The sequence below is a fragment of the Oceanobacillus sojae genome, from assembly GCF_900162665.1.
Classification (GTDB): domain Bacteria; phylum Bacillota; class Bacilli; order Bacillales; family Amphibacillaceae; genus Oceanobacillus; species Oceanobacillus sojae_A.
In genome coordinates this window covers 474,625-498,964 of sequence record NZ_LT727811.1, presented here as the reverse complement: position 1 = coordinate 498,964, position 24,340 = coordinate 474,625, and the positions used below count along the sequence as shown (strand labels likewise).

General features: G+C 36.9%; 24 protein-coding genes. 18 read left to right on the top strand and 6 right to left on the bottom strand.

Features of this window, described 5'->3' with window-relative positions; translation table 11 throughout:
* Positions 1-7 precede the first annotated feature (7 nt).
* The 18 genes from BN1068_RS09650 (at position 8) to tnpA (ending at position 16,045) form a co-directional block, all read left to right on the top strand.
* Complete coding sequence (locus BN1068_RS09650; protein WP_077602648.1) at positions 8-1,012, top strand: zinc-dependent alcohol dehydrogenase family protein; 1,005 nt, start codon at positions 8-10, stop codon at positions 1,010-1,012.
* 26 nt (positions 1,013-1,038) lie between these two features.
* Positions 1,039-2,691 carry a PTS system mannose/fructose/sorbose family transporter subunit IID gene (locus BN1068_RS09645; protein WP_077602647.1) on the top strand — a complete coding sequence of 551 codons (1,653 nt, stop codon included), beginning with the start codon at positions 1,039-1,041 and terminating at the stop codon, positions 2,689-2,691.
* Positions 2,692-2,706: 15 nt separating this feature from the next.
* Positions 2,707-3,153, top strand: a complete 447-nt coding sequence (locus BN1068_RS09640) for a PTS sugar transporter subunit IIA (RefSeq protein ID WP_077602646.1) — start codon at positions 2,707-2,709, stop codon at positions 3,151-3,153.
* Complete coding sequence (locus BN1068_RS09635) at positions 3,122-3,595, top strand: PTS sugar transporter subunit IIB (RefSeq protein WP_077602645.1); 474 nt, start codon at positions 3,122-3,124, stop codon at positions 3,593-3,595. Before BN1068_RS09640 ends, BN1068_RS09635 begins: the two co-directional genes overlap by 32 nt.
* Before the next feature lie 13 nt (positions 3,596-3,608).
* Complete coding sequence (locus BN1068_RS09630; RefSeq protein WP_077602644.1) at positions 3,609-4,394, top strand: SDR family NAD(P)-dependent oxidoreductase; 786 nt, start codon at positions 3,609-3,611, stop codon at positions 4,392-4,394.
* A 24-nt stretch (positions 4,395-4,418) separates the two neighbouring features.
* Positions 4,419-5,150 (top strand): GntR family transcriptional regulator, encoded by a 732-nt coding sequence (locus BN1068_RS09625; RefSeq protein ID WP_077602643.1) that lies wholly within the window; start codon positions 4,419-4,421, stop codon positions 5,148-5,150.
* A gap of 15 nt (positions 5,151-5,165) precedes the next feature.
* Positions 5,166-5,765, top strand: a complete 600-nt coding sequence (locus tag BN1068_RS09620) for a P-loop nucleotide/nucleoside kinase family protein (protein ID WP_077602642.1) — start codon at positions 5,166-5,168, stop codon at positions 5,763-5,765.
* 311 nt (positions 5,766-6,076) lie between these two features.
* Positions 6,077-6,838 (top strand): SDR family NAD(P)-dependent oxidoreductase, encoded by a 762-nt coding sequence (locus tag BN1068_RS09615; RefSeq protein WP_077602641.1) that lies wholly within the window; start codon positions 6,077-6,079, stop codon positions 6,836-6,838.
* 87 nt (positions 6,839-6,925) lie between these two features.
* Positions 6,926-8,089 carry an iron-containing alcohol dehydrogenase gene (locus BN1068_RS09610; RefSeq protein ID WP_077602640.1) on the top strand — a complete coding sequence of 388 codons (1,164 nt, stop codon included), beginning with the start codon at positions 6,926-6,928 and terminating at the stop codon, positions 8,087-8,089.
* A gap of 651 nt (positions 8,090-8,740) precedes the next feature.
* Positions 8,741-10,735 (top strand): BglG family transcription antiterminator, encoded by a 1,995-nt coding sequence (locus BN1068_RS09605; RefSeq protein ID WP_175637121.1) that lies wholly within the window; start codon positions 8,741-8,743, stop codon positions 10,733-10,735.
* Complete coding sequence (locus BN1068_RS09600) at positions 10,713-11,186, top strand: PTS sugar transporter subunit IIA (RefSeq protein WP_077602638.1); 474 nt, start codon at positions 10,713-10,715, stop codon at positions 11,184-11,186. The genes BN1068_RS09605 and BN1068_RS09600 overlap by 23 nt, the downstream gene beginning before the upstream one ends.
* Position 11,187: 1 nt before the next feature.
* Positions 11,188-11,466, top strand: a complete 279-nt coding sequence (locus BN1068_RS09595) for a PTS sugar transporter subunit IIB (protein WP_077602637.1) — start codon at positions 11,188-11,190, stop codon at positions 11,464-11,466.
* Between the two features lie 23 nt (positions 11,467-11,489).
* Positions 11,490-12,842 carry a PTS galactitol transporter subunit IIC gene (locus BN1068_RS09590; protein ID WP_077602636.1) on the top strand — a complete coding sequence of 451 codons (1,353 nt, stop codon included), beginning with the start codon at positions 11,490-11,492 and terminating at the stop codon, positions 12,840-12,842.
* A 24-nt stretch (positions 12,843-12,866) separates the two neighbouring features.
* Complete coding sequence (locus BN1068_RS09585) at positions 12,867-13,085, top strand: hypothetical protein (RefSeq protein ID WP_077602635.1); 219 nt, start codon at positions 12,867-12,869, stop codon at positions 13,083-13,085.
* Position 13,086: 1 nt separating this feature from the next.
* The gene (locus tag BN1068_RS09580) at positions 13,087-14,007 is read left to right on the top strand and encodes a 1-phosphofructokinase family hexose kinase (RefSeq protein ID WP_077602634.1); all 921 of its coding nucleotides are present in this window, start codon (positions 13,087-13,089) and stop codon (positions 14,005-14,007) included.
* Positions 14,007-14,654: a class II aldolase/adducin family protein gene (locus BN1068_RS09575; protein WP_077602633.1), complete on the top strand. Its 648-nt coding sequence runs from the start codon at positions 14,007-14,009 to the stop codon at positions 14,652-14,654. Before BN1068_RS09580 ends, BN1068_RS09575 begins: the two co-directional genes overlap by 1 nt.
* Before the next feature lie 96 nt (positions 14,655-14,750).
* The gene (locus BN1068_RS09570; RefSeq protein WP_077602632.1) at positions 14,751-15,380 is read left to right on the top strand and encodes a class II aldolase/adducin family protein; all 630 of its coding nucleotides are present in this window, start codon (positions 14,751-14,753) and stop codon (positions 15,378-15,380) included.
* 233 nt (positions 15,381-15,613) lie between these two features.
* On the top strand, positions 15,614-16,045 hold the full coding sequence (gene tnpA / locus BN1068_RS09565) for an IS200/IS605 family transposase (protein ID WP_077602631.1): 432 nt from the start codon (positions 15,614-15,616) through the stop codon (positions 16,043-16,045).
* A gap of 132 nt (positions 16,046-16,177) precedes the next feature.
* On the opposite strand, the gene BN1068_RS09560 is transcribed toward tnpA, so the two are convergent.
* From BN1068_RS09560 to BN1068_RS09540, 6 genes are all read right to left on the bottom strand, one after another.
* A complete protein-coding gene (locus BN1068_RS09560; RefSeq protein WP_175637120.1) occupies positions 16,178-17,626 on the bottom strand; it encodes a sodium:solute symporter family protein in 1,449 nt (482 codons plus the stop codon).
* A 19-nt stretch (positions 17,627-17,645) separates the two neighbouring features.
* A complete protein-coding gene (locus BN1068_RS23600; protein ID WP_175637119.1) occupies positions 17,646-17,792 on the bottom strand; it encodes a hypothetical protein in 147 nt (48 codons plus the stop codon).
* Positions 17,793-17,810: 18 nt separating this feature from the next.
* Positions 17,811-19,535: a hydantoinase B/oxoprolinase family protein gene (locus BN1068_RS09555; RefSeq protein WP_077602629.1), complete on the bottom strand. Its 1,725-nt coding sequence runs from the start codon at positions 19,533-19,535 to the stop codon at positions 17,811-17,813.
* Positions 19,536-19,552: 17 nt separating this feature from the next.
* Positions 19,553-21,604, bottom strand: a complete 2,052-nt coding sequence (locus tag BN1068_RS09550) for a hydantoinase/oxoprolinase family protein (protein ID WP_077602628.1) — start codon at positions 21,602-21,604, stop codon at positions 19,553-19,555.
* 206 nt (positions 21,605-21,810) lie between these two features.
* Entirely contained in the window at positions 21,811-23,172 is a 1,362-nt protein-coding gene (locus BN1068_RS09545) for an IS4 family transposase (protein ID WP_077600813.1), read from the bottom strand.
* Positions 23,173-23,342: 170 nt separating this feature from the next.
* Positions 23,343-24,197, bottom strand: a complete 855-nt coding sequence (locus BN1068_RS09540; protein WP_077602627.1) for a MurR/RpiR family transcriptional regulator — start codon at positions 24,195-24,197, stop codon at positions 23,343-23,345.
* Positions 24,198-24,340 lie beyond the last annotated feature (143 nt).

Sequence of the window (24,340 nt, the reverse complement as noted above, 5' to 3'; positions counted from 1 at the left end):
ATACATCGTGAAGGCTGGATTTTATATTGGAGATTATAAATATGAAGTAAGAGATATTCCAAATCGGGAACCAAAAGAGTCCGAGGTGAAAATTAAAGTTGCCTGGTGTGGTCTCTGTGGGACAGATATTCACAAATTCCAAGGGATGAATGGTGCAAGTGTGGTCATCCCTCCCATAATCCTGGGACACGAATGCTCAGGCGTTGTTGAAGCAGTTGGACCTGATTGTACCTTATTTAAACCGGGAGACCGTGTAGCCTGTGATCCCAGTTATGGATGTGGAAAATGTAATTGGTGCAAGCAGGGATTTCCAAACTTTTGCCATGAACGGCATGGGGTAGCAAAAGGATTTAGTGAGTATGTATACCCTCCAGAGAAAAATGTCTACCTTATATCGGATTCGCTTGATTTGAAAAGTGCTGCTTTTACGGAGCCATTATCATGCGCTGTTCATGGAATGGATCTAATAGAAATGGAGAGCGGGAAAACAGTTGTTATGTATGGTATGGGCGCCATAGGCTCCCTAATGCTGCAGTTAATCACCTTTTCTGGTGCAGCAAAAATCATTGTGGTTGAGAAAGAAGCAGAGAAGCGAAAGCTGGCAATCGAATTAGGAGCTTCAAAGGCAGTAAGTGATAAGGAGATTGAAGAAATCAGTCAAGAAATAAATGTGGATTATGTCATTGAATGTATTGGCTTGAAAACAACAATGGATCAGGCAATAAGGATAGCAGGTAAAAAAGGGAAGGTACTCCTATTTGGATTAGGTAATCCAGATGAATTGGTAAGCTTTAATCAATTTGAGGCTTACAAAAAGGAGTTAAGTATTTATACATCTTACTTAAATCCGCACACCTCCCAAAGAGCAATTAACTTATTAGAAGAAGGGAAAATTAATACGGAGAAAATTATCAGTGCCGAGCTCAATTTGGACGAAATTGGAACCGAATTAAAGAATCTTATACATTCTAAAAAAGGTAAAGTAATGATTTATCTGAGCGGAGAATATTAAATTAATCCATTAGAGGGGTGAATCAAATGGTTTTATCAGGGATATTGATAGCTTTACTGGCAACATTAGGACAATGGTGGTTTTTCGGGCCTATCACCAAATGTCTGGTATATCCATTAGTAACAGGAACGCTTGTCGGAGTATTTATGGGCGATCCAATGATGGGAATGTTAGCCGGAGCAAATATACAATTAATCTATCTGGGCTGGATTTCAGCAGGGGGTACAATGCCTAGTAATACAATCGTTGCTGGTGTATTTGGTACTGCTATGACATTATTATCTGGAGCAGAGCCGACACTGGCTATCACTTTTGCCATACCATTCAGTATGTTTGGCTTATTGTTAAATCAAGTGTATATGACTGTAAATGCAGCATGGATCCATCGGGCAGATAAATTACTGGAAAAAGGTAATCTGCGTGGAGTGCGACTGATGAATTATGTGCCTTCATTTTTTGTAGCTTTTATATTATATGGTGTTCCGGCCTATTTGCTGGTTGTCTCGGGAAGCAGCTGGGCACAGAATTTAATAGAAACGGTTCCCGAAAGTGTTATCAGTGCTTTAGAGGTTGTCGGGGGTATTATGCCAGCTCTTGGTATTGCCATGCTCTTGAATTATTTAGGAAAGAAAAAGCTTCTTCCATGGTTTATTGGTGGCTTCTTCCTTACTGTATACTCTGGCCTGGGAATAACAGGAGTCTCCATATTCGCGGCGGTTATAGCTATTATCTTATATTATAATAGCAGCAAACCTGCAGAAGAAAAGAAAGGAAAAACAGTAAAACGGCTGACTGTAGATAAAAAAATCAATCCGGTTACCGTTACTGGAGATGCAAATGCGATACAGCCGGCAGAGGAATATACGAAAAAGTTATCAAAAGCAACCTTGGTTAAAACATGGTTATGGTCTACATCCGCTGAATCTTGTTATAATTATGAGAGATTACAAGCCTTGGGATCTGCCAATCTCATGTTAACACCGATACGAAAATTATATGATACCAAGGATGAGCAAGTAGAAGAGCTGAAAAAGTATATGATCTTTTATAACACGGAGCCGCATACCATTGGTCCAATTATTAACGGTATAGCCTGCTCGATGGAGGAAGCGCGCGCCAACGGACAGGATATAGGCGAAAATGATATTAACTCAGTCCGGACAGGGCTAATGGGACCTGTAGCTGGTATTGGAGATACGGTGATGCAAGGAATTCTTTTCCCAGTTATCTTCGGGATTGGTGTTTCGCTGGCCTTAGAAGGAAGTTATCTAGGTCCGATCTTGGCAGTGTTAATTTTTGAATTACTAATTTATGGATGCGGTTACATGATGTTCTTCACTGGATATAAGCAAGGAAAGACATCCCTGCTTAAAATACTGAAAAGCGGAACGATCGACCGTATCATTAATTCCTTCAGCATAGTGGGATTAATGGTAGTTGGAGCATTAGCAGCCAGTCTGGTCAAAGTGATGACTCCTTTATCAATAGATATCGGAGAAGGAACGACCACCTTTCAAAGTGTTTTAGATTCCCTTGCACCGGGATTAATCCCATTAGGAATTACACTATTTGTCTGGTGGATGTTGAAAAGAAAAGTCAATACCGGCTGGATTATACTGGCAATATTCGTATTGGGGATTGTCGGCTATTATTTAGGAATTTTAGGATATAACGGATAACAATGGGGTGAATGTATGGTCGATGTTATATTAATCAGTCATGGAGATTTTTGCCAAGGCTTATTGCAAAGCTTAAAAATGGTAGCAGGAGAAGACTTTGGCGTTAAGGCAGTATCTTTAAATGAAGGCGAAGCACCGGAAGAGTTTCGGGAAAAGCTGGCGGAGTCCATCAAAGAGAATCATACAGATAATGAACAAGAAACAATTATATTATCTGATATACCAGGGGGCACTCCTTTTCAAAGTGCAGCATACTTGGCGAAGCAGTATAAGATCAGTTTAATTTCAGGGATGAATTTACCAATGCTACTGACATTGTGTTTTGAAAAATCACATAATAAAAGCTTAGCAGAATTGGTTGATAAAGTGACAAGTGAAAGCTCATTAGGTGTTCAGGTGAAATTATTTAAAGAAGGAGAGAAAAGTAAACGTGAAAAACTTAGTATTGACAAGAATCGATGATAGGCTCATCCATGGGCAGGTTATGACAGCCTGGATAAAAAATAGAGGGGCAGAGCAGGTAGTTATTGTAGATGATGACACGGCTAATGATGAATATATGATTGAAGTACTGGAAATGGCTGTGCCGGAAGAAATAGCGATCGGTATTTTTACAAAGGAGGATGGCGTACGATTTTTTGAGCAGGGTTTAGATGCACCCACTATCCTGCTGGTAAAAGGTCCAAAAGTATTAAATTATTTAGTAGATAACGGTATAAATATTGAGGAAATAGATGTAGGAGGGATGGGAGCAAGAAAGGATAGAACCGTTTTATATAAAAATATTTCAACAAACGAGGAGGAAAAGAAACGATTTAATGAGCTTCTGGACAAAAAGGTAAATGTATATATACAGGTGATGCCGCAGGATAATCCTGTCAGTATTTCCGAGTACTTGAGATAGGCAGTGTGAGCATATGAATACAGAGAGATTAGATGGAAAAGTATTTGTAATCACTGGTGGGAGCAGCGGCATGGGAGCAGCACTGGCTAAAGATTTTTGTAATAGAGGTGCAAAGGCAGCAATCTTTGATCTTAATGAAGCAAAAGGAACAGAAGTCGTTGAAGAGATAAGAGCTTCAGGAGGAAGTGCCGAGTTTTTTCCATGTGATGTGACAAATAAAAAGCAGATTCATGAGCGGACGGATGAAGTGGAGGAGAAACTGGGATTGATTACTTCTTGGATTAATTCTGCCGGAGTCTCTCAAATGAAACCATTTCTTGAAAGTGAAGAGGAGTTTTGGGACTTAACCTTAAATGTAAATTTGAAAGCAACATTCTTATGCTGCCAAGTAGCGGTAGAAAAAATGTTGAAAAACGGGGGCGGGGAAATTCTGAATATGGCTTCCCTGTCCGGGAAGAAAGCCAGCTCCTGGCAGACGGTATATTGCGCAAGTAAATTTGGAGTCATGGGGTTAACACAATCGATTGCGAAAGAATTTGCAGACAAAGGTATTCGTATAAATTCCCTCTGCCCGGGAATTGTTCATACAGAGATGTGGGAAAAATTAAAATATGATTATGCAAAAAAACGGGATATTGAACCAGATGAAGTAATGGATTACTTTAAGAAAAATATTCCAATGCACCGACTGGTAGAAATAAAAGATGTAATACATGCTGCCATATTTCTTTTAACGGATAATTCAAGTTATTTAACTGGTCAATCTATTAATCTGGCAGGTGGTGAATGGATGGATTAATAAGGTGCCCAGGGAGGTTGGAATATGAATAAATTAGATTTCAGTGGAAGAGAGCAGTTGTATTATCAAATATACAGCTTATTATTTCAGGATATTATGAATGGGAAATATCGTATCGGTGACATGATTCCTGCTGAAAGTGAGCTGATGGAAAGCTACCAGGTGAGCAGAGCAACAGCCAGAAAAGCAATGGAGATGCTGGCAAACGACGGATTAGTCAGAAAAAGAAGAGGGATTGGAACATTTGTTACAGCCCTGAAACCTAAAAATGATTTAAACAGAGTAATCAGCTATAGTAAGAAGAATCAGGCGGATTCTGCAATAGTAAGTAAGCATACGCTTGATGTAAATATTCAGCCGGCGAATGATGAACTTGCATCAAGACTGAAGGTTGAGATAAAGACTCCTATAATTTGCCTGAAGAGATTACGGTGTGCAGATGAAGAACCTTCTTATCTGGAATTTAATTATTATGAGCAGGATTTTGTTCCAGAAGTATATAATAGAGACTTTTCAAAAGAGTCATTGAGAGCATTCCTGAAAAATTTTTATAATATACAATGGTCCTATGCCAATCAGGAAATCTATTCTATTCTTGCTGAAGAGAAGCTTGCTGACCTTCTTCAGGTAAATATAGGGAGTCCAATCATTCAGATAAAACGTGTATCCTACGATATTAATAATGTACCAAGAGAATTTGTCTCTACGTTTTACCGGGGAGACAGGCACCACTTAGAAATCGAGCTATCTATATAGTAAAGGATAGATAAAATGAGCCAACTTATTTTAATAGGCGGTTATCCGGGAACTGGGAAGACCTTTTTAGCAAAAAAAATACAACAGAGGTTTCCTGATTTTCAAATGTTATCACTGGATGATATAAAAGAGGAGAATTGGGACGTGTTCGGGTTTAATAACCAGGAGGAAAAAGAAGTACTCAATAAAAAAAGTGTGGATGACTACTATACAAAAATGGAGGAGCATTTTCAACAAAGGGATTATGTGTTATCAGATTATCCATTCAGCACAAAGCAAAAGGATCGTTTGGAGTATCTGGTTCAGCATTATAATTACCAAGTAATGACTATTCGTCTGACAGCGGATTTAGATGTTTTATACGACAGACAGAAAAAAAGAGATCTGGAAGACAGCAGGCATCCGGGGCATTTGTTGATGGCTTACCATAAAGGAGATGTCCTCTCTGATGATGTGAGAAAAGATAATTTGCTGGAGTATGGTGAGTTTATAGAAAGATGTAAAATGAGGGGATATGACCGTTTTTCTCTTGGATATTTATATGAGATGGATGTCACCGATTTTACGGATATTGATTATGAGGGTTTGTTTTTAAGGATTTGGGGATGTATTTAAGGAACAAAATAGTATAAAAAAGAATTATAAAGTAGTTAGTTATGCTTGATAGTGAAACGATTAATGTTACACTAAGATGATAAAACCCTCTATATAGAGGGTTTTTAATTGCTTTTACAAAATATAATCACCTTTTGATTTGTGATAATTGCTAATATGGGGAGTCACTATATGATTTTCCGTAAATTTAAATAAATTATTCTAAATCACAATTTTATGTAAGCGTATTATTTACTGGTATAATAACAATACACAACTTTAGAAACAACTCATTCAAAAAATACTTATTCTTTTAGAAAGGATGATAAAAAATGGGTCGATTAGATGGCAAAGTAGCAATAATTACGGGTGCAGCAGGAGGACAAGGAGCAGTTGAAGCAAAATTGTTTGCGAAAGAAGGAGCTAAGGTAGTTATAACGGATTTAAATGATGAACTATTAGGAGCGATTGCCGAAGAAATTAAATCTGAGGGTGGACAAGCTTTACCTATAAAACATAATGTAACCTCTATAGAAGATTGGCACACTGTTGTGGAAATTACGATGAAGGAATTTGGAAAGGTAGATATTTTAGTCAATAATGCCGGTATTACCGGGCAGATCAGCCAAAATATAGAGGATATGGACATTTCAAGCTGGGATAAAATCATGGATATTAATGCCAAGGGAGTTTTCCTGGGTACCAAAGCTGTTATTTCGGAAATGAAAAAATCAGGCGGTGGAAGTATCGTCAATATTTCCTCTCTTTCCGGCATTTATGGCATCGGAAATCCAGCCTATAATTCATCCAAAGGTGCTGTCAGACAGTTAACCAAGAATGTGGCGCTGGATTATGCGGGCTCTGGTATCCGAGTAAACTCGGTACACCCGGGAACCATTGAAACACCGATGGTAGAAGCCTTTGTAGGAAAAGGGAATAAAGAAGGAAGAGAAGCGGCACTGAAAGGTATCCCATTAAATACACTTGGTCAATCAGAAGATGTTGCTTATGGTGTGCTTTACCTGGCTTCTGATGAATCGAAATTTGTAACAGGAATTGAATTAATTATTGATGGCGGGTCTATTTTACAGTGATTTTTTGAGGGACAATTTAGGGGCCGTATTTAACATTATTGACAGGTACTGCTTTAATTAATATATGAAGAGGTCGGTGAGGCTAAAGTGGAAAATTTCACTTTTGAAAACAAGACTAAAGTAATTTTTGGTAAAGAAACACATTTACAAGCCGGCAGGGAAGTGAAGGAATACAGTAAAAATATCCTTCTGCACTATGGAGGGGGCAGCATCAAAAAAACTGGTCTATACGACCGGATCATCACATCTTTAGAGGAAGAAGGGATTAAATTTCATGAATTGTCCGGAGTTAAACCCAACCCCAGATTATCACTGGTTCGTGAAGGGATTGAATTGTGTAAAAAAGAAAATATTGACTTTATCCTTGCAATAGGCGGCGGAAGTGTAATAGATTCTGCTAAAGCAATTGCAACAGGTGTCTTGTATGATGGAGATGTATGGGATTTTTATACAAACAAAGCAACACCAGAGCAAACATTGCCAGTTGGTGTTGTCTTGACGATTGCAGCAGCTGGAAGTGAAGGAAGCGGAAGCTCTGTTATTACTAATGAGGATGGATGGTATAAGAGGCCATTAGATACAGACGTCATTAAGCCTGCTTTTTCTATATTAAATCCTGAATTAACCTATTCCTTACCAAAATATCAAACTATGTGCGGCGTGACAGATATCATGTCGCATATTATTGAAAGGTATTTTACAAATGTCAACCAAACAGACTTAACAGACAGATTATGTGAAGCAGCTCTAAAGACCGTTATCAATAATGGACGAATCTTATTAAGAGATCCAGATAACTATGCTGCAAGAGCTGAAATCATGTGGGCAGGAACCCTTGCGCATAATGGTTTATTAGATACTGGAAGAGTTGGAGATTGGGCAACGCATATGATTGAACATGAGGTGAGCGGAATTTATGATGTAACTCATGGTGCAGGGTTGGCAGCATTATTTCCAGCTTGGATGAGATACGTGAAGAATGAAAATCTAGATAGATTTGTTCAATTTGCAGTTAGAGTTTGGGATGTGGACCTTGCTTTTGATAATCAGGAAGAGATTGCTTTAGAAGGAATCAGACGTTTTGAAAAATTCTTAAGTGAAATTGGAATGCCGACAAGCTTATCTCAATTAGATATTCCCAATGACCGATTTGATGAAATGGCAAAAAAATGTGTTGAATTTGGACCAATTGGTAATTTAAAAGAATTAAATGAAGCAGATGTTCTTCACGTGTTAAAACATTCCTGTTAATTTTATTAAATGATTTGGAATATTCGGAACTTCAGTTGTGACAGGTTCAACAGTAGCAAGTTTACTCACTAGATTAAGTCTCGGAAATGGTAATTAGTGTTTATAAATAGCTTTTAAAATTCAAATAAAAACAGTGTAAGTAAATGAGACAATTTAATTCGATTTTACTTACACTGTTTTGTGCTTTGTCATCCTGGTATTTTTATAAGTGCTCCACTAATGGTTTCGCTTTTTACATAGTGCTTTATTTAAAGTAATTACAGTATAATTAATTATCATTCTTATGAGGAAGGTTATCTATTAAGTTATAAGTATCTGAAAAATCATGATTAGAAATGAACTGGGTGAATTTTGCCCGGTTTTTCTTTTGCACAAATAGTAAAGTGTAGATCCTTTTTTTATCTGTATACGTGCAGCTACATGTTTTACCTGAGCTTATAGTCCAAGATAATGCCCCAATGGAATGAAAATTAACTCTTTAGAATTACATAGTAAGCATATCTAATGGCATGAGGAGTGATAAAAGGAAAAATTATTGTCTGTACCTCATCACAAAAATAAAACAGACCAAATCGAAGTTGTGATGAATAGCCACGTATGGCGAAATATTCTGTCTTATAATGAAGTTGTGCACAAATGGGAGGTGGCGGAATGAAGCACTCAGAAAAACAAATTATAAGTGAATTGCTAAAAGAGAATCATCTCAGCATCCGGCAGCTTTTAACTTCTTATAATTTAACCTGTGAAGAACTAGAGCAGCTAAAAAGTAAAATCAATTCACAGTTCCATCAAGATATTATTTTAAGCAATGATGAAATTATCTATATTCCCCACAAACACAGTAAAAATATTGCTAGTCATTACCATATTCCCATTGATGAAATGACTCCAATATTTAAACCAGAGGTAAGGAGAGATATAGCATTTTTAAAGGTTGCGCTGGATGACAGTGAATATTTATCTTTATTAGAGCTTTCAAACCATTGCTTGGCCAGCAAAAATACACTTACGAATGACATTAAAGTAATTAACAGCGAAATAAAAGATGATGAGATCTCTATCGAATACTCACGAAAAGACGGATTCTATTTAGCAGGGGATGAAGTCAGAATCAGAGCTGAACTGATTAATATCATAGACAGGTTATTTTTATACCCAAATGGAAGGAATCTTTTGGAAGATAGAGCGATTCATGCCAAAGGTGAGTATTTTCTGCTCACGGAAAGAATCAGAAAGCTTGAAAGAAAGATAAACATCACGCTCAGTGATGAATATCTATCAAAGCTTCCTTATATTATTCTGATCATGATTAAACGGGCAAGCGTTATAAAAGAAGAATGGAGCCTGTCTATTAAGTATCAAGAATTGAATCAGACGAGTGAGTTCAAAAAAATTCAAGAATTATTTTGGGAATATCCCAATTTATCAATGCAGGATTTGACCTATTTATCTTTAATCTTCCTGGGAGCTAATCGAATTGACCTGGATTCAAGCCTGGCAAGTGAAACGGAAGTAGAAAAATTTGTTTTCTTTATTATTAAAAAGCTGGAGGACAGGCTGGCATTCAACTTCCAGGATAATCAATTTAAGAAAAAATTAATGCAGCATCTAAGCCCTGCTTTAATCAGGAAACGATTGGGTTTAACCCTTGAAAATCCTATACAAAAGAACTTTATTAATCGATATTATCCCGTATATGAAGTAATTAAGGAAATTGTAGATGAGTATAAAAAGATAACTCTTAGTGAAGCTGAAATTGTTTACCTTTCTATGATTGTGCTTGGACATATGTATCAGGTCAACAATGATGCTTATCAGAATAATAAAGAAGTCACAGCAATTGTCGTATGTCAGAGTGGTCACTCCATATCTGAATTAATGAATGTACAGCTGAAGGATATGTTCCCAAATATCAATTTCCTGGGAACATATAGCGAGCGGCGATTTTATCAGGAGAATCCAGATATCGATATTGTTTTTACTACCGCTCCGCTTCAGACAGATAAGAAAATTTTTGTTATGGTCAATCTTTTCGATGAAAAAAAGCGAAAAGAATTTATCAATAAGGTAGAGAACCATATTGTTGCCAATCCAAGTATTAAAACAAAACAATTAATGAATTTTCTGCGTGACGTCATACCAGAAGAAAAGTTTGAGGATATCAAGGAGAAAGCACATCGTTTCTTTCAGGATGACAAAGAAAATACAGATACAAGCTATTCAATTTTAAGACAGGAACAGGTCAGCATTGTCCACGTGAATAATATTTTTGAAATGGCGCAAATTGGCTTGGAGAAAATGCAGGAACGAGAATCCATTGCACCTGCGTATACAGGTGCAGCCTTGCACATCTTCAAACAGAAATATGAATCTATGCTGATTGGTCCGGAAGTCTACTTGCCTCATGCACATCATAACGATGGTGCATATTGTGAAGACTTTCAGCTTGTGGTCAATCCCAGGATAAAGACTTGTGTTTTATGTTTATCTCCTAATAAAGATAACTCTCATGTGAAAAAATTATTACAGTTAAATAGTCTTTTTATGGATATTGAGTTTATGGATACTTTATATAATTCTACCGATAAAGACGCATTTAAGCTCATCGAAAGGAGGCGCAAAGATGGAATTCAAGAGCTTATTTAGCTCCAGATTAATGAAATTGAATCACCCTTATCCAAGCAGGGAAAAGCTTTTTGAAGAGGTAGCTCAGGACCTGGTAACAATGGATTATGTGAGAGATTCTTATCAGGATACCCTGATTCAAAGAGAGTACAGTTTTCCTACCGGCTTAAGAACAAATTATTGTAATATTGCTATCCCGCATACGGATGCTGTTCATGTAAAAACTCCTTTTATTTACCTTGTTCAACTGCAGAATGAGCTGAAATTTCAAAACATGGGAAACGCCAGTGAGGAATTAAGTGTAAAGCTTATTTTCTTCCTTGGAATTACAGAACCGAAGAACCAGACGATATTGCTTTCAACCTTAATGGAGCTTTTCCAGACAGAGGAATTCTCCAAAATAATTTTCGAGGAAAAAGATACAAAACAGCTTGAGAAAAAACTAAATACTTTTTTAACAGGAGGAAATTAAAATGAAAAATGTTATCGTAGCTTGCGGAAGTGGTGTAGCAACAAGTCAGACAGTAGCCTCAAAGGTAAAAAGGATTTTAGATGAAAATAAAATCAAAGCAAATGTAGAGGCAGTCGATATTAAGTCCTTAAACAGCTATATTAAATCGGCAGATGTCTATATTTCTATTACAAAAGGCGGTAAAGAATATGATATTCCCATGCTGAATGGGATTGCTTTCCTGACTGGTATGGGGATTCAGGAAGAGACAGAAAAGCTGATTCAAATCCTTAAAAATTAAAATGTAAAGGAAGGAGAAGACAGATGGACTTTTTGCAAAATATTGTTGAATATATTTTAGACATGGGTGCTCCCGTGTTTGTCCCTTTAATTATGCTAGTTATCGGACTCATTGCACGGATGAAGTTTAAAGATGCGTTAAGTGCAGCAATCATTTTTGGAGTAGCCTTTTCTGGTATGTCATTAGTTGTTGATTTCATGCTGGCCTCTATTAGTCCCGCTGCGCAATCATTTGCTGAAAATACAGGTATTAATTTAAATGCCGTTGACGGTGGATGGACGACAGCTGCAGCTATTACTTGGTCGTGGCCTTTAGCATTTCTTATGTTCCCAATTACGGTAGGGATTAATATTGTTATGCTGGCCTTCAAGCTGACCAAAACACTTAATGTAGATATGTGGAATGTATGGGGAAAAATATTCACTGCCATTTTAGTTATGTTTCTTTCCGGCAGCGTGGTTTTAGGTTTCGTTGTTGCCAGCATTCAGGTTATTATCGAGCTGAAGATCGGCGACATCTGGGGAAAGGAAATAGAAGATCTTACTGGAATACCAGGAGTTACTGTACCGCACCATATGACAATTATTGCTTCGTTACTTTATCCAATCGATAAATTAATGGACAAAGTACCTTTCTTAAATAAAAAGATGGATGCAGAGGCATTAAGAGATAAGCTTGGTGTATTTGCGGAAAATCATATTATGGGTGGGCTTATTGGCTTCTTATTAGGACTGGCAGCTAACTATGGTATACAAGATTCACTTGTTTTAGCGATTCAAGCAGCTACAGCTTTAACTTTATTTCCAATGGTTTCTAAATTATTTATGCAAGCGTTATCACCTATTTCCGATGCAATTTCTGAGTTTATGAAAAAACGTTTTGGTGATAGAGAGATATTTATTGGTTTAGATTGGCCGATTTTAGCGGGCAGAAACGAAATCTGGGTATCTGCAATTGTTATTATCCCTGTGTTGCTGCTGTTCTCCGTCATATTACCGGGGAATGCTGTATTGCCATTTGGGGGTATCGTTAACCTTTCTGTATGTGTAGCAGTAGTCCTGCTAACCAGAGGGAACCTTGTAAGGTCTATTATATATGGCGTCATTACAGCACCTGTTTTCTTATACATTTCCACATACTTTGCCCCTTATATTACAAGGCTGGCAAATGAAACAGGATCAGTAAATGTAGAAGCCGGCAGCATGCTGACATGGAGCACAATTGAAAATGGTGAATTTAAATTAGTGTTTGCGAATGCAATGGCAGGAGAATGGTGGGGGATTTTAGGTGCTGTCGTATGGCTTGGGCTGTTCATTATATTCTACTTTGGAAGAAAGAGAGACAATGAAAAGTATTTTAGTAAGGCAGAAAAATAATATAAACATGAAAGAGTGAGACCATTGAATTTTATTTTAAAATCGAAGCTGTTTTGGTCCTTTATGGTTGTCTTAGCGTTTCTGCTAATGGTAATTGGTTTTTTCACAAAAGATATAAGCATGTGGTTTATGGCTTTTATTATTAGCATTCTAGTGAAGTTATATGCAGAGGATATTTTATTCTCAGCATATAAAAATAGATTAGGGAAGATGAGAGAAAAGCTGGCAAGAAAGGAGGGATGATTTGATTTATACGATTACACCAAATCCTGCAATAGACAGAATTGTTTATCTTGAAGGTGATCTGACCCTTGAAAAAAATAATATAACCAGAGAAAAGTATGTTGATCTTGGCGGGAAGCCAACGCATGTATCAGCTATTTTGGAACAGCTTGGAGATACACCTAATAAGGCAACTGGGTTTTCAGGGGAGTTAAACAAAGCAGAGTTAGTATCCATCTTTGATAAATACCACATGAATCATGAATTTATCAACATACCTGATCAACGAACCAGGGAAAGTATTATTGTGATTAATAACAGCGGCGGCAGTTATATGATAACAGAAAGAGGATTAAAGGTTTCAGATAGCGATAAAGCAAAACTGTATGCCTATATCAAAGAAAACATTCATTCGGAGGATATTGCTGTTGTTGGAAAGCCGGCACAAGGATTTTCTGTTGAGGATTTCAGGTATCTTATTCGCCTGTTAAAGGAACAAAAGGCTTATGTTGCATGTGATGTGGCAGGTGAATATTTAACTGTAGCAATCGAAGAAAATATAGATTTTGTGAAACCGAATAAGCATGAGATTAATGATTTATTTCCTGGCGATGAACCTATTCATCTGAAATTTAATCGCATTTGTGAAAAAGTGCCAAATGCAGTATGCAGTCTAGGTTCTGAAGGCGCACTATATAAGGTGGAAAACAAATTTTATCAAGCTGTCCCTCCTAGAGTAGAGGTGCAGAGCGATACAGGAGCAGGGGATGCTTTTGTGACCGGTTATATTTACGGAGTTGCAAATGGATATGATATATCATACAGAATCAAGTGGGGAATCCTCTGTTCCGCCAGTAAAGTGCAGCATTACAGCAGTTGTCAAATAAATAAAGATGATTTTGAGTTTATTGAAAAAAATTTAAAAATATATGAGGTGATATAATGCTATATTCAGAAGAAAGAAAGACAATGTGTGAAATTGTAAAGACAATGTTTGATAGATTTCAAACGAATGCAGCTGGAGGGAATCTTAGTTTAAGGGTCAGTAATGAACATTTTATTATGACACCTACTTTAATGTCTCAAAACTATCGTTGTGATTTAAGTCCGTTTCAAATTTTAGTAGTAGATAAAGAGTTAAATATTATCGAGGGAGAAGGAAGATTAACAAGAGAGATCAATATGCACATGGCTTGTTATGAAGAGAATCCTTCCATTAACTGTGTCATTCATGCGCACGCAAAGGAATCCATGGTTTGGGCAAGTATGGGAAAAGATATGCCAAATATTACAGAAGCTACTCAAAAAATCGGTGATATACCATGTTTAGACTATCGGCCGGCAACTTCACCTGAATTAGCAGCATTAGTGAGAGAAACGATTGCAGAACGAGATGCAGAAAAAATACCTGCTGGACTATTATTAGAAAGACATGGCCTTGTAGTGGCAGATAAGTCGCTGGAGAAAGCATACGATATGGTTGAAAGAATTGAATATAATGCTTATGTTGCTTATAAAATGTATTTACTTTCAAGAGTCGGTGAGAATATCGATTTTCAGAAGGACTATCATTATAACTTGGATGAATAGAATGAAAGCTCGATTTTTGTGAGGATTTCCCTACATGCAAAGATTTATATGGATGTAGAGGGATTTTAGATAAAAGCGAAGGAAGTGAGAGAAATTATGTCTATTCAAAGCGAAATAGTAAAAATAGCAAAACAGTGCTATGAAACCGGACTGGTAGCGGGAACAGCAGGGAATGTAAGTGTGAGAGAAGGGAATATAATGTATATTACGCCTTCCGCTCTTCCTTATAATGAAATGACAGAAGAAGATGTATTGAAAGTGGATCTTACAACAGGAAAAGTCGTGGAAGGATACCGTAAGCCTTCTTCAGAAACACCAATGCATTCAAATATCTATTTACAAAAAGAAGAAATAAAAGCGATTGTTCATACACATTCTACCTATGCTACCATTTTTGCTTGTGCTCATAAACCTGTTCCTCCTGTCCATTATGTCATTGCAGATATTGGCAGAGAAGTTTCTGTTGCACCATATGCCAGATATGGTTCTGAATCGCTTGCGAAATATGTTGTAGAGACATTGGGAGATGCAAATGGTGTATTGTTAGCTAATCATGGAGTTGTAGCTGTAGGAGATACATTAGCTGATGCTTATAGAAGGGCTGAAGCTATTGAAGAGTTAGCCTTGCTTTCCTATGGAAGTTATACGTTGAATAGCGTCAATCCGTTGATAGAAGAAGAGCTTGATGAAGCGTTAGAAGGGTTTAAAACTTACACCAGTAATTAAAGGAATTAAATGCTGATAAAAAAATTACAAGCAACAATTTTTTAATGAAACTGTGATTATTCATTTCATTAAGAATTGTTGCTTGTTGTATATGGGCTTAGCTGTGAAAAATCAGTGTGTATACCTGATTAAAAAAGTTTAATTTCCAAATGCGTGGTCCAGCTCCACCGTCTTTAGACGGTGGAGCTTTTAACCTTATCTTTTTTGTCCATACTAATGGATGAGGTGATGGTATGGACGGATATCGAAAAAGCGGTCATGCAGTATATGATATCAAGTATCATGTTATATGGGTAACAAAGTATAGATATAAGGTGTTGCAAGGTCATATAGCAGTAAGAGCAAGAGAATTGATTAGGCAAGGTTGTGAAGCAAGAGGAATAACCATCCTGCAAGGTAGTGTTGGTAAAGATCATATCCATTTATTATTATCTTGTCCTCCAAGTATTGCCCCAAGTAAAATCATGCAGTATCTAAAAGGAAGATCATCAAGATTATTACAGGATGAATTTCCAGAACTCAAGAAAAGATATTGGGGACAGCATTTGTGGGCAAGGGGATACTTTTGCGCCACAGTTGGAACAGTAACGGAAGAGATAATAAGAAATTATATAGCTAATCAATTTAATGAAAACAAAGATGATATATTCAAAATTGAAGAGTGAGTTCAGTCCTATTTTGAATATGCTTCAGCTTAAGCGCTTTGAGCAGGACTTCAGCCTGAAGAGCGATTTTAGTCGCCGACATTTATGTCCAAATCCACCTGCTTTAGCAGGTGGTCGTTTAAGTTCTTTCTTCTAGTTACCTACAACATCCTCATCCTCTGATTCATAAATAATTGCAATTTCCTTACCTCGCGTCTCTACAAACGTCCCAACAATCAAGATAAGAAGTGTAATAGGTAAACCTAACAAAATAGGATCAATCGACCATACAAATACAACACCGCCATCTTCGGCACCGGCTTGACTGCCTATAATAATGGCTGCTGTTGTAGCTAAAGCTCCCGCTATCATTGCCCAAATTGTGCTATGATATGCTCTTCTTGCCCTAGCCCAGAATACTGCAGCTATAAGAACAGGGGCTAGTGAGGCTGCCATAATTCTTCCACCTGTTAATAAAAGCTCCAAGATAAAAGGTAAAGAACGTGCGATCAAAGCACCAGCAATAGCAACAACAACTACAGAAACTCTGGATACTAGTACAACGCTTTTCTCCTCCGCGTCTGGCTTTATCCACTGTTTGTATATATCATTAGATATATTGGAAGCAGTGGTTAGAATAGTAGAACTTAATGTTGAAATACATGATGAGACGACAATTACTGCAAATAATATACTTCCTACGCTGCCAAATAGTGTAGTTAATCTTAAAAATGCATCATCTGGTCTGATACCTGGGAAGATAACCAGAGCAAGAATTCCTATCAAGAAGGGTACCATATACCAGGCTAAAGCAATACTTCCAGCATAAAGAAAGGAATTCTTAGCTGTTTTATCTGAATCTGCTGACAGTCCCCGCTGGATTAGTGTTTGATAAGCAATACATGTCAAAGCCCCAGACACAATCCACCCAAATGTTTGCATGCCTCCCACGTTCCACATATCTATATGTGTTTCTGGAATAGCACTTAAAAAGGTATCCCAGCCCCCAATATACATTACAGCTAATGGAACCATAATGGTGGTGCCGACGACTAAGAAAATAGCTTGAACAGTGTCTGTAAACATGACAGCCCACATACCGCCTGTTACAGTGAAAAAAAGTGTAATGAATAAAGTAATTACCAATGCCATATCGAAGGAAAGGTTAAATACAGAGCTTAGCACTACGGCCATTCCTACTGAGGCTCCTGCAGTGACACCCAAATCACGGCACATTACCAGAATGACTGCCACCACTTTATGCTTCCATCCAAACATTCTTGAAAATAATTCAGGTAGTGTGACAATATTTGTTTTGCGGAGTCTCGGTATAAAGGTATAACCCATCCACATTAAGACAGCAACAAACCCCAAGCTTGCAAAATATGCAGATATCCCTAAAGAGTACCCGCTCCCGCCATATCCGAGTAATGTGGCAGAATTAATGAGAGTAGCTATAATACCTCCAGTTACTAACCAAGTAGGTACAGATCGTCCGGCTAAAATATAATCGCTGGAATCTTTTTTCTTCATCTTTTTTGCGGCAATTGGTCCAACAATTAAAAGGAAGCCGAAATATACAATAAATATGGTTAAAGCCATAGTATACATCCCTCCTTTTTTATGATGCTCCTAAAATAAGTTCCCAAATATACACATATAGAATAGCTGCTCCGTGCAATAAAATTAATAAACCGATATTCTTAAATGGTGGCGATTTCACTTGTTCCATTTCATCAAATGTCTCTCTTACTTGTTGTTTAGACATTGAATCCCTCCATTCACTTCAGTATGCGTTTCTTAAATGAGTTGTTTCTTCTTCGTTAATCGTAAAGTCATTATTTATTACAACTTTGTAGTCTTCTTTTGCTTGGTGTATGCTTATAAAGCCCAGGATAACATCTTGAAGGACACTTTCTGCTGCTCTTTTCTCGGGGTTACCATATCCGCCTCCACCCGCAGTACGGAGCGTTATTGTATCGTGTTTGTCAACTTCTCTAGTTACTTTAGAGGGGAAATGAATCACTTCGCCATTTTCTTTTTGTAATGTGCAGCTGGAGGTTCGTCCTCCTTGTCCGCCAAACAATCCCCACGGACTATTTTTTTCTCTGTCAGCCATTAATGTAATAGTAAATCCGTCTTTTAAAAGCTTTATCTCTCTTTGTAGACCGACGCCGCCCCGATGTTTGCCGGCACCAGCACTGCCATCTACATAACAATAATTGTTTACCTGGAAAGGAAACGTCTGTTCAATTACCTCTACTGGTGTGTTCAGCGTATTTGTCATATTGGTATGCACTCCATCCATACCATCCATATCGCTTAATGCACCTTGACCGCCTCCGTATGTTTCAATATAGGATAAATATTTTCTATCAACATAATCAAATCCGCCAATAGAGAAGCCAGTCATTGTACCTGAGCAAGCTGCCATGGATCGTTCAGGAAGAAGTTCTGCCAGCGCTCCAAATATCGTGTCCGTAATTCGTTGCGATGTATTCGCATTCGCATTGGAAACTGGGGCAGGGAAATTTGGATTTACAATTGTTCCTTTTGGAGCATTGAGATGAATACATTTATATGTTCCAGCATTTGGTGGTACATCAGGATCTAATAAGGACTTTAAAGCATAAAATACACATGCACTTGTGACACCATGTGTTGAGTTAACAGGGCCTTTAGCTTGTTTGTCAGAGCCTTGGAAATCAACTGTAATAGAGTCATCAAGTATTTCTATTTTTGCTTTTATTAATATCTCATCTTCCGTGATACCATCACCTTCTAAATAATCCTCAAACTCATAGACGCCGTTTTCAATTTCTTTTATTGCAGATCTCATGCGCCGGTCGGAGTAATTGATAAGTTCATGCATGCTTTCTCGTACGTGCTCAATAGAATATTTTTCAATTAAGTCAATAATTCTTTTTTCCGCTACTGTGTTTGCTGCTAATTGTGCATAGATATCCCCCAATACTTCTTCACCTGTTCGAACATTTTTTTCCAAAAGTCTTATAACTTCCTCATCTAATTTGCCGTTTTTTCTTACTCGAATAGCAGGCAGCCTTAATCCTTCGTGGAATATTTCTGTTGCTTTTACTGACATACTACCTGGCGCCATGCCGCCAACGTCTACATGGTGTGCGATGTTAGAGGCTAATGCAACAAGTTGTCCTTTATGAAAGATAGGGCTTATCATAAAAATATCTGGCAAATGCGAGCCGCTAATGTAAGGGTCATTAATTAAAATTGCATCACCTGGAGATAATTTCTCCTCAGGATACATTTTAAGGATTTCTTTCACAACAGAAGGCATTAAACCTAAATGCAAAGGAACATGCTCTGCCTGTGCAACTAATTCTCCCTCTTTCGTGTAAATGGCTGTAGAGCAATCAACTCTGTCTTTAATATTTGTTGATAATGCTGTTTTAATTAAAGTAACGCCCATTTCTTCTGCAATAGTATAGAAAGAATTTTTCATAACTTCTAAAGTAATTCCGTCAATTTTGCTCATTGTAAAACCTCCTCAAATTAAGCTAATAGATTCTCGATAATCAGATTTTTATATTCATCCGTATGAGCTTTTTGATTTGGATGTATAACGATTGTAGAATCCAATTGTTCAATGATAGCTGGACCAACTAATTCGTTGCCTTTTAACAGGCTATCCCTATCAGCTATTTTGGTATCCAAGTATTGTCCATCAAAATATACTTTTCTATATTTGAATTCTGTATCGTCCTGGTTAGAAATGGACGCGGTAGATTTATTTTCAGGTTTATCAATCATACCGAAAGAAGTTACTCTTGCATTAACGGTTTCCAAAGCCTGATCTTCTCTATTAAAGCCATAAATTTTTTCGTGTGTACTATGAAAGTCTTTGACTGCTTGATCTATCGCTTCTGTGTGGACTGAATTTCCACTTAGAGAGATGTTTAAATCATAGGCTTGGTTTTTATATTTTAAATCTATACTGAGATGAAGTTGTATCTTTTCATCAGAGAAGCCTTGTTTCTTAAGGGCTTCCTTTGCATTCCTTTGCATTTTTTCAAAAATAGTATTTAGTTCATCTATATTCAGTTGATCTGTATTAGAAATATAGGATTGCACATAATCATGTCTGACATCAGCAATCAACATACCTGATGCACAAGTAATTCCCGGGCTAGGTGGTATAATAATATTTTTACTATCTAACTCTTTTGCAATATCACTTGCATGAAGTGGTCCTGCTCCACCAAAGGCGAGCAAAGAAAAATCTCTTGTATCATGTCCTTTTTCAACAGAAATAACTCTAATTCCCCTGACCATATTTGCATTTACAACCCTTAAAATACCTTCTGCTGCTTCTTCCACACTTAGAGAGAGAGGGTCTGCTATTTTTTCTTTCATAACTTTACGAGAATTATCTATATCCATTTTCATTCGGCCACCTAAAATAGAATCTGGATTAATACGTCCTAAAATAGCATTTGCATCACTCACAGTTGGCTCTGTACCACCTTTTCCGTAACAAACTGGTCCCGGTACTGCGCCGGCGCTGTGTGGTCCGACACGTAATGCACCTCCGCTGTCAATCCAGGCTGTACTACCTCCTCCTGAACCAATGGTATGCATCTCTACCATGGGAACATTAATAGGAAAATCATCAATTTTACTATTAGTTGTGTATTGCGGTATACCATTTTCGATTAATGCTGTATCCAGACTGGTTCCTCCCATATCAATTGTGATTAAATTCTGTAAACCTGTTTGTTTTGCTATGTCTGTGCCGGCGATAACACCCCCTGCAGGTCCGGATAAAACAGTTCTTACAGGCATTTCCACAGCAGTGTCCGTTGTAATAACGCCGCCATTAGATTGCATAATATATAAATCACTGGAAATTCCAGATTCGGAAAGTGCATTCTCTAAGTCTCTTAAGTATAGTTGCATTTTAGGCATGACATAACCATTAACTGTTGCTGTACTCGTTCTTTCATACTCTTTGATTTCTGGTAAAATATCAGATGAGAGTGTAATTGCAAGATCCGGATTCTGCCGCAATATGAGTTCTTTTACTTTCTTCTCATTTTCAGCATTTAGAAAAGAATTGATAAAGCAGATAACTAAAGATTCAACCTGGTTTTCCGTAATTTGTTTTAATATTGGCTGAATATCATTTTCTGTTATTTTTTTGACTATTTCTCCATCAGCATTTATTCTTTCATCCAGTTCCCATCTTAAATTTCTTTGTATTAAAGGTTTTGATCTTCTGGCTCTAAATTCATATAATTTAGGCCTGGTTTGTCTGCCTATCTCAATCACATCTTTAAATCCTTTAGTTGTAATTAAAGCTGTTTTTGCTCCTTTTTTCTCTAGTAAGGTGTTCGTAGCAACGGTGGAACCGTGAATGAAAAAAGAGAGATCTTGACCACTGATATTATTTTCAGATAAGATTTGTTTGAGTCCATTCATAACTCCAATGGAACTATTCTCGGGAGTTGAAGGAACTTTCGTTATAAAAGTTTCTCCAGTCTGTTCAGATACCAATGCGACATCTGTAAAAGTACCACCGGTGTCCACACCAATTCTATACTGCATAAAATACCCTCCTATTTTTTGAAAACGCTACCAAAATAAAATAAGATAGAATTTTCATATTTAAAAGAAAGTATAGCATTCATTTTGGATAAATCAAACCTTTTTTATTTTATTTTGGTATTTAAATTCCTAAATACTTAAAAATAATGACATGCACGAAAGCACATGTCATTAAAAAATTGTATCAAAATGCCTTTAATAATAACTCAACTTTCGCACACTGAAATAGGCAGGTAAGCCCTGATATAGCTGGGTAAACCTGCAATCCATTGTTGGACTTGACTTTTGATTAATTTTTGTACCTTTTTATTGCTCATTTTCAAGGCATCTTCAAGAAGCTCGATCAACTGCTGAAGTGCCACAGCCCAATCGAGATCACTAACTTCATCACACAATTCATAAAACATGCCGCCAAGTGTTCGCTCGTCTGTGCTACATCGGTTTTGCCACGAGAGAACAATATAGCGTGCGAATACGATGGTCGTATGACTAATTAAGCCGTCATACGAACGACTTTGGAACTCTTTTTGAAGTTTTAAAAGAGATTTTGTTGTTTTGAAAAAAACTTCAATGTCCCATCTCATCCCATAAATACGAATGATTTCTTGATCACTAAGTGTACAATCGGTGCTTAGAATAGCTAACCATTCGCTCTTTTTATTCCGATTACGAACAAAGACAACTTTAATAGGAATGCCATTCGCTTGTGTCGTATGAATCGAACGAAGAATGCCTTTCTTTCCATCTGTTGGTTTCGCAAAACGATAAAGTTCTTTTAAGCTTACACGTTGGCCATTCACAAGGTAACGCTGTTTCAAGTTCTTTACCATGCCAATGACGTCCAAGCCTTGCTCTTTTATCTCCTTAACGAGAGGCTGATACGTGAACCAAGAGTCCATCAGCACATAGGAAGCATCGATACCGGCATTCATCGCGCGTTCCACCATACTTGGTAGTTGCTCAGGTGCGGTTTGTAATGCTTCTACTCTGCGTTTATAACCGGAACTACGCTTATCAATTTTTGATGATATGCCATTTATTTGGCTTTTCTTCGAGCTCAATAAAGAAAAGTCTACGGGAATGAACGTTGCACCATCTGACCAACCAAGCGTGAGCATACGGAACCCTTTATAAAAGCGCATCTTTTGGGATGCATGGTCAAAACAGCGAGCTAATAATTCAACCGATTTACTGCGGTTACGATCATACGAAGAATCATCTACAATCAATACTTTGGGGCGATCATGACGCGTTAAGCTGGTTACTTTTCCAATGGTATGAGCACTTAGAAATAGTAAGAACCTTCTCCAAGCGAAGGTAGATTTGTTTAAAAAACGATAGACAGCATTCTTCTCTGGACAATCACTCGCTTTGTTACTTTGAAGTATTTGATACCAGTTCTTATTTTCAAAGATCAAACAAAAAATCAATTGAAAAAGATAGGCACAAGTAAAACCGACAGACTTTGTAATACCAGCTTTTCTAAGATGCTTATACACGTTTAATTCTTTAAAGATGGAAGAAAGTTCATTTGGTAGTTGATTATTTTGGTCATTATTCGCTATCATATAGGAGACACCTCTTCTGTATTGGTAGTGTTTTCTAGTCAATTACACTATACCAAAAGTTGAGGTGTTTTTTTATACCTATTTCTAATGTCAACGACCATATTTGAACAGTAATAAGCTTTACGGCTAGTTAAATTGAATGCTTCTTTCTAGCTGCGAAAGTTGAGTAATTATGTTTTTGTTATATTTTGTTGTGCTAATAGTTTCCCTATTTCATCTAATTTAGAAGCGCTGTCCTCATTTATCGTTATTCCTAATAAAACGGTTATTGTCTCAACCAATGAAATAGCTGGGACAAGTGTATAGTGATCTTCAGATCTAAATAGGAATACTGTTATATTTGCATAAGGAATCATTGAATTCTCATCACTGTCTGTAATCAGGATAATCTTCAGTTTTTTTTCTGCACAATATTTTGCAACATCATATGTGAGTTGAGTATATGGAGATAACGCTATTAAAACAATTATTTCATCCTCATTAAAGTTATGCATTCTATCAAAAACATAATGAGGCTCATAGCTTAGTTGATTACATTTAGGGTAAAATTGATTAATTGAATTTTCCAGGTATAATGCAACTGACCTGGAAGATCTGAGACCAAATATATTTATTCTGGAGGCATGTATCATTAAATCGACTGTATCTAAAATACCTTGCACAAAATCGTCATTCATTGTGTAACTCTGGAGAGAATTAATTTTATCCCAAGTTGATTTTACAATTTCACTGCCTGATTTATTGTTTGTATTACTATCTTTAAAATCCCACCATTTTGGGGTTTGTGATTCAATAACTGCCTTATGCAAATCTTTTTTAAAATCGCTGAGCGTTTTGTACCCTAAATTATTGATAGTTCTCAGAATAGTAGTAGTTCCAACATCTGCTTTAGAGGACATCTCACCAATCGAATCCAAACCTATAGTTCTGTAATTATCAATAATAAATTCACAAAACTTTTTCTGCTTTTTTGGCAGACTTTCTTTTTGATTTATTATCTTTTTTAATACATTTTGATTACCCATTTAAAAGCCTCCTATTATAATAAAATTTACTTGTTCAAAAGGAATTATAATTCCTTTTTTAACAAATTAAGGTTTACTAATACCTTTTTGAGTGATATATTATTATCTAATATTACATTAATAAGTTTTGCCATCTGTTTTTG

Bases quoted from the DNA above. Each gene is read 5' to 3' on its own strand.
- BN1068_RS09630 (WP_077602644.1), top strand. From the start codon at position 3,609: ATGAATACAGAGAGATTAGATGGAAAAGTATTTGTAATCACTGGTGGG.
- BN1068_RS09640 (WP_077602646.1), top strand. From the start codon at position 2,707: ATGGTCGATGTTATATTAATCAGTCATGGAGATTTTTGCCAAGGCTTA.
- tnpA (WP_077602631.1), top strand. From the start codon at position 15,614: ATGGACGGATATCGAAAAAGCGGTCATGCAGTATATGATATCAAGTAT.
- BN1068_RS23600 (WP_175637119.1), bottom strand. From the start codon at position 17,792: ATGTCTAAACAACAAGTAAGAGAGACATTTGATGAAATGGAACAAGTG.
- BN1068_RS09605 (WP_175637121.1), top strand. From the start codon at position 8,741: ATGAAGCACTCAGAAAAACAAATTATAAGTGAATTGCTAAAAGAGAAT.
- BN1068_RS09620 (WP_077602642.1), top strand. From the start codon at position 5,166: ATGAGCCAACTTATTTTAATAGGCGGTTATCCGGGAACTGGGAAGACC.
- BN1068_RS09540 (WP_077602627.1), bottom strand. From the start codon at position 24,197: ATGGGTAATCAAAATGTATTAAAAAAGATAATAAATCAAAAAGAAAGT.
- BN1068_RS09550 (WP_077602628.1), bottom strand. From the start codon at position 21,604: ATGCAGTATAGAATTGGTGTGGACACCGGTGGTACTTTTACAGATGTC.
- BN1068_RS09560 (WP_175637120.1), bottom strand. From the start codon at position 17,626: ATGGCTTTAACCATATTTATTGTATATTTCGGCTTCCTTTTAATTGTT.
- BN1068_RS09545 (WP_077600813.1), bottom strand. From the start codon at position 23,172: ATGATAGCGAATAATGACCAAAATAATCAACTACCAAATGAACTTTCT.
- BN1068_RS09575 (WP_077602633.1), top strand. From the start codon at position 14,007: ATGCTATATTCAGAAGAAAGAAAGACAATGTGTGAAATTGTAAAGACA.
- BN1068_RS09590 (WP_077602636.1), top strand. From the start codon at position 11,490: ATGGACTTTTTGCAAAATATTGTTGAATATATTTTAGACATGGGTGCT.
- BN1068_RS09645 (WP_077602647.1), top strand. From the start codon at position 1,039: ATGGTTTTATCAGGGATATTGATAGCTTTACTGGCAACATTAGGACAA.
- BN1068_RS09625 (WP_077602643.1), top strand. From the start codon at position 4,419: ATGAATAAATTAGATTTCAGTGGAAGAGAGCAGTTGTATTATCAAATA.
- BN1068_RS09600 (WP_077602638.1), top strand. From the start codon at position 10,713: ATGGAATTCAAGAGCTTATTTAGCTCCAGATTAATGAAATTGAATCAC.
- BN1068_RS09615 (WP_077602641.1), top strand. From the start codon at position 6,077: ATGGGTCGATTAGATGGCAAAGTAGCAATAATTACGGGTGCAGCAGGA.
- BN1068_RS09595 (WP_077602637.1), top strand. From the start codon at position 11,188: ATGAAAAATGTTATCGTAGCTTGCGGAAGTGGTGTAGCAACAAGTCAG.
- BN1068_RS09570 (WP_077602632.1), top strand. From the start codon at position 14,751: ATGTCTATTCAAAGCGAAATAGTAAAAATAGCAAAACAGTGCTATGAA.
- BN1068_RS09555 (WP_077602629.1), bottom strand. From the start codon at position 19,535: ATGAGCAAAATTGACGGAATTACTTTAGAAGTTATGAAAAATTCTTTC.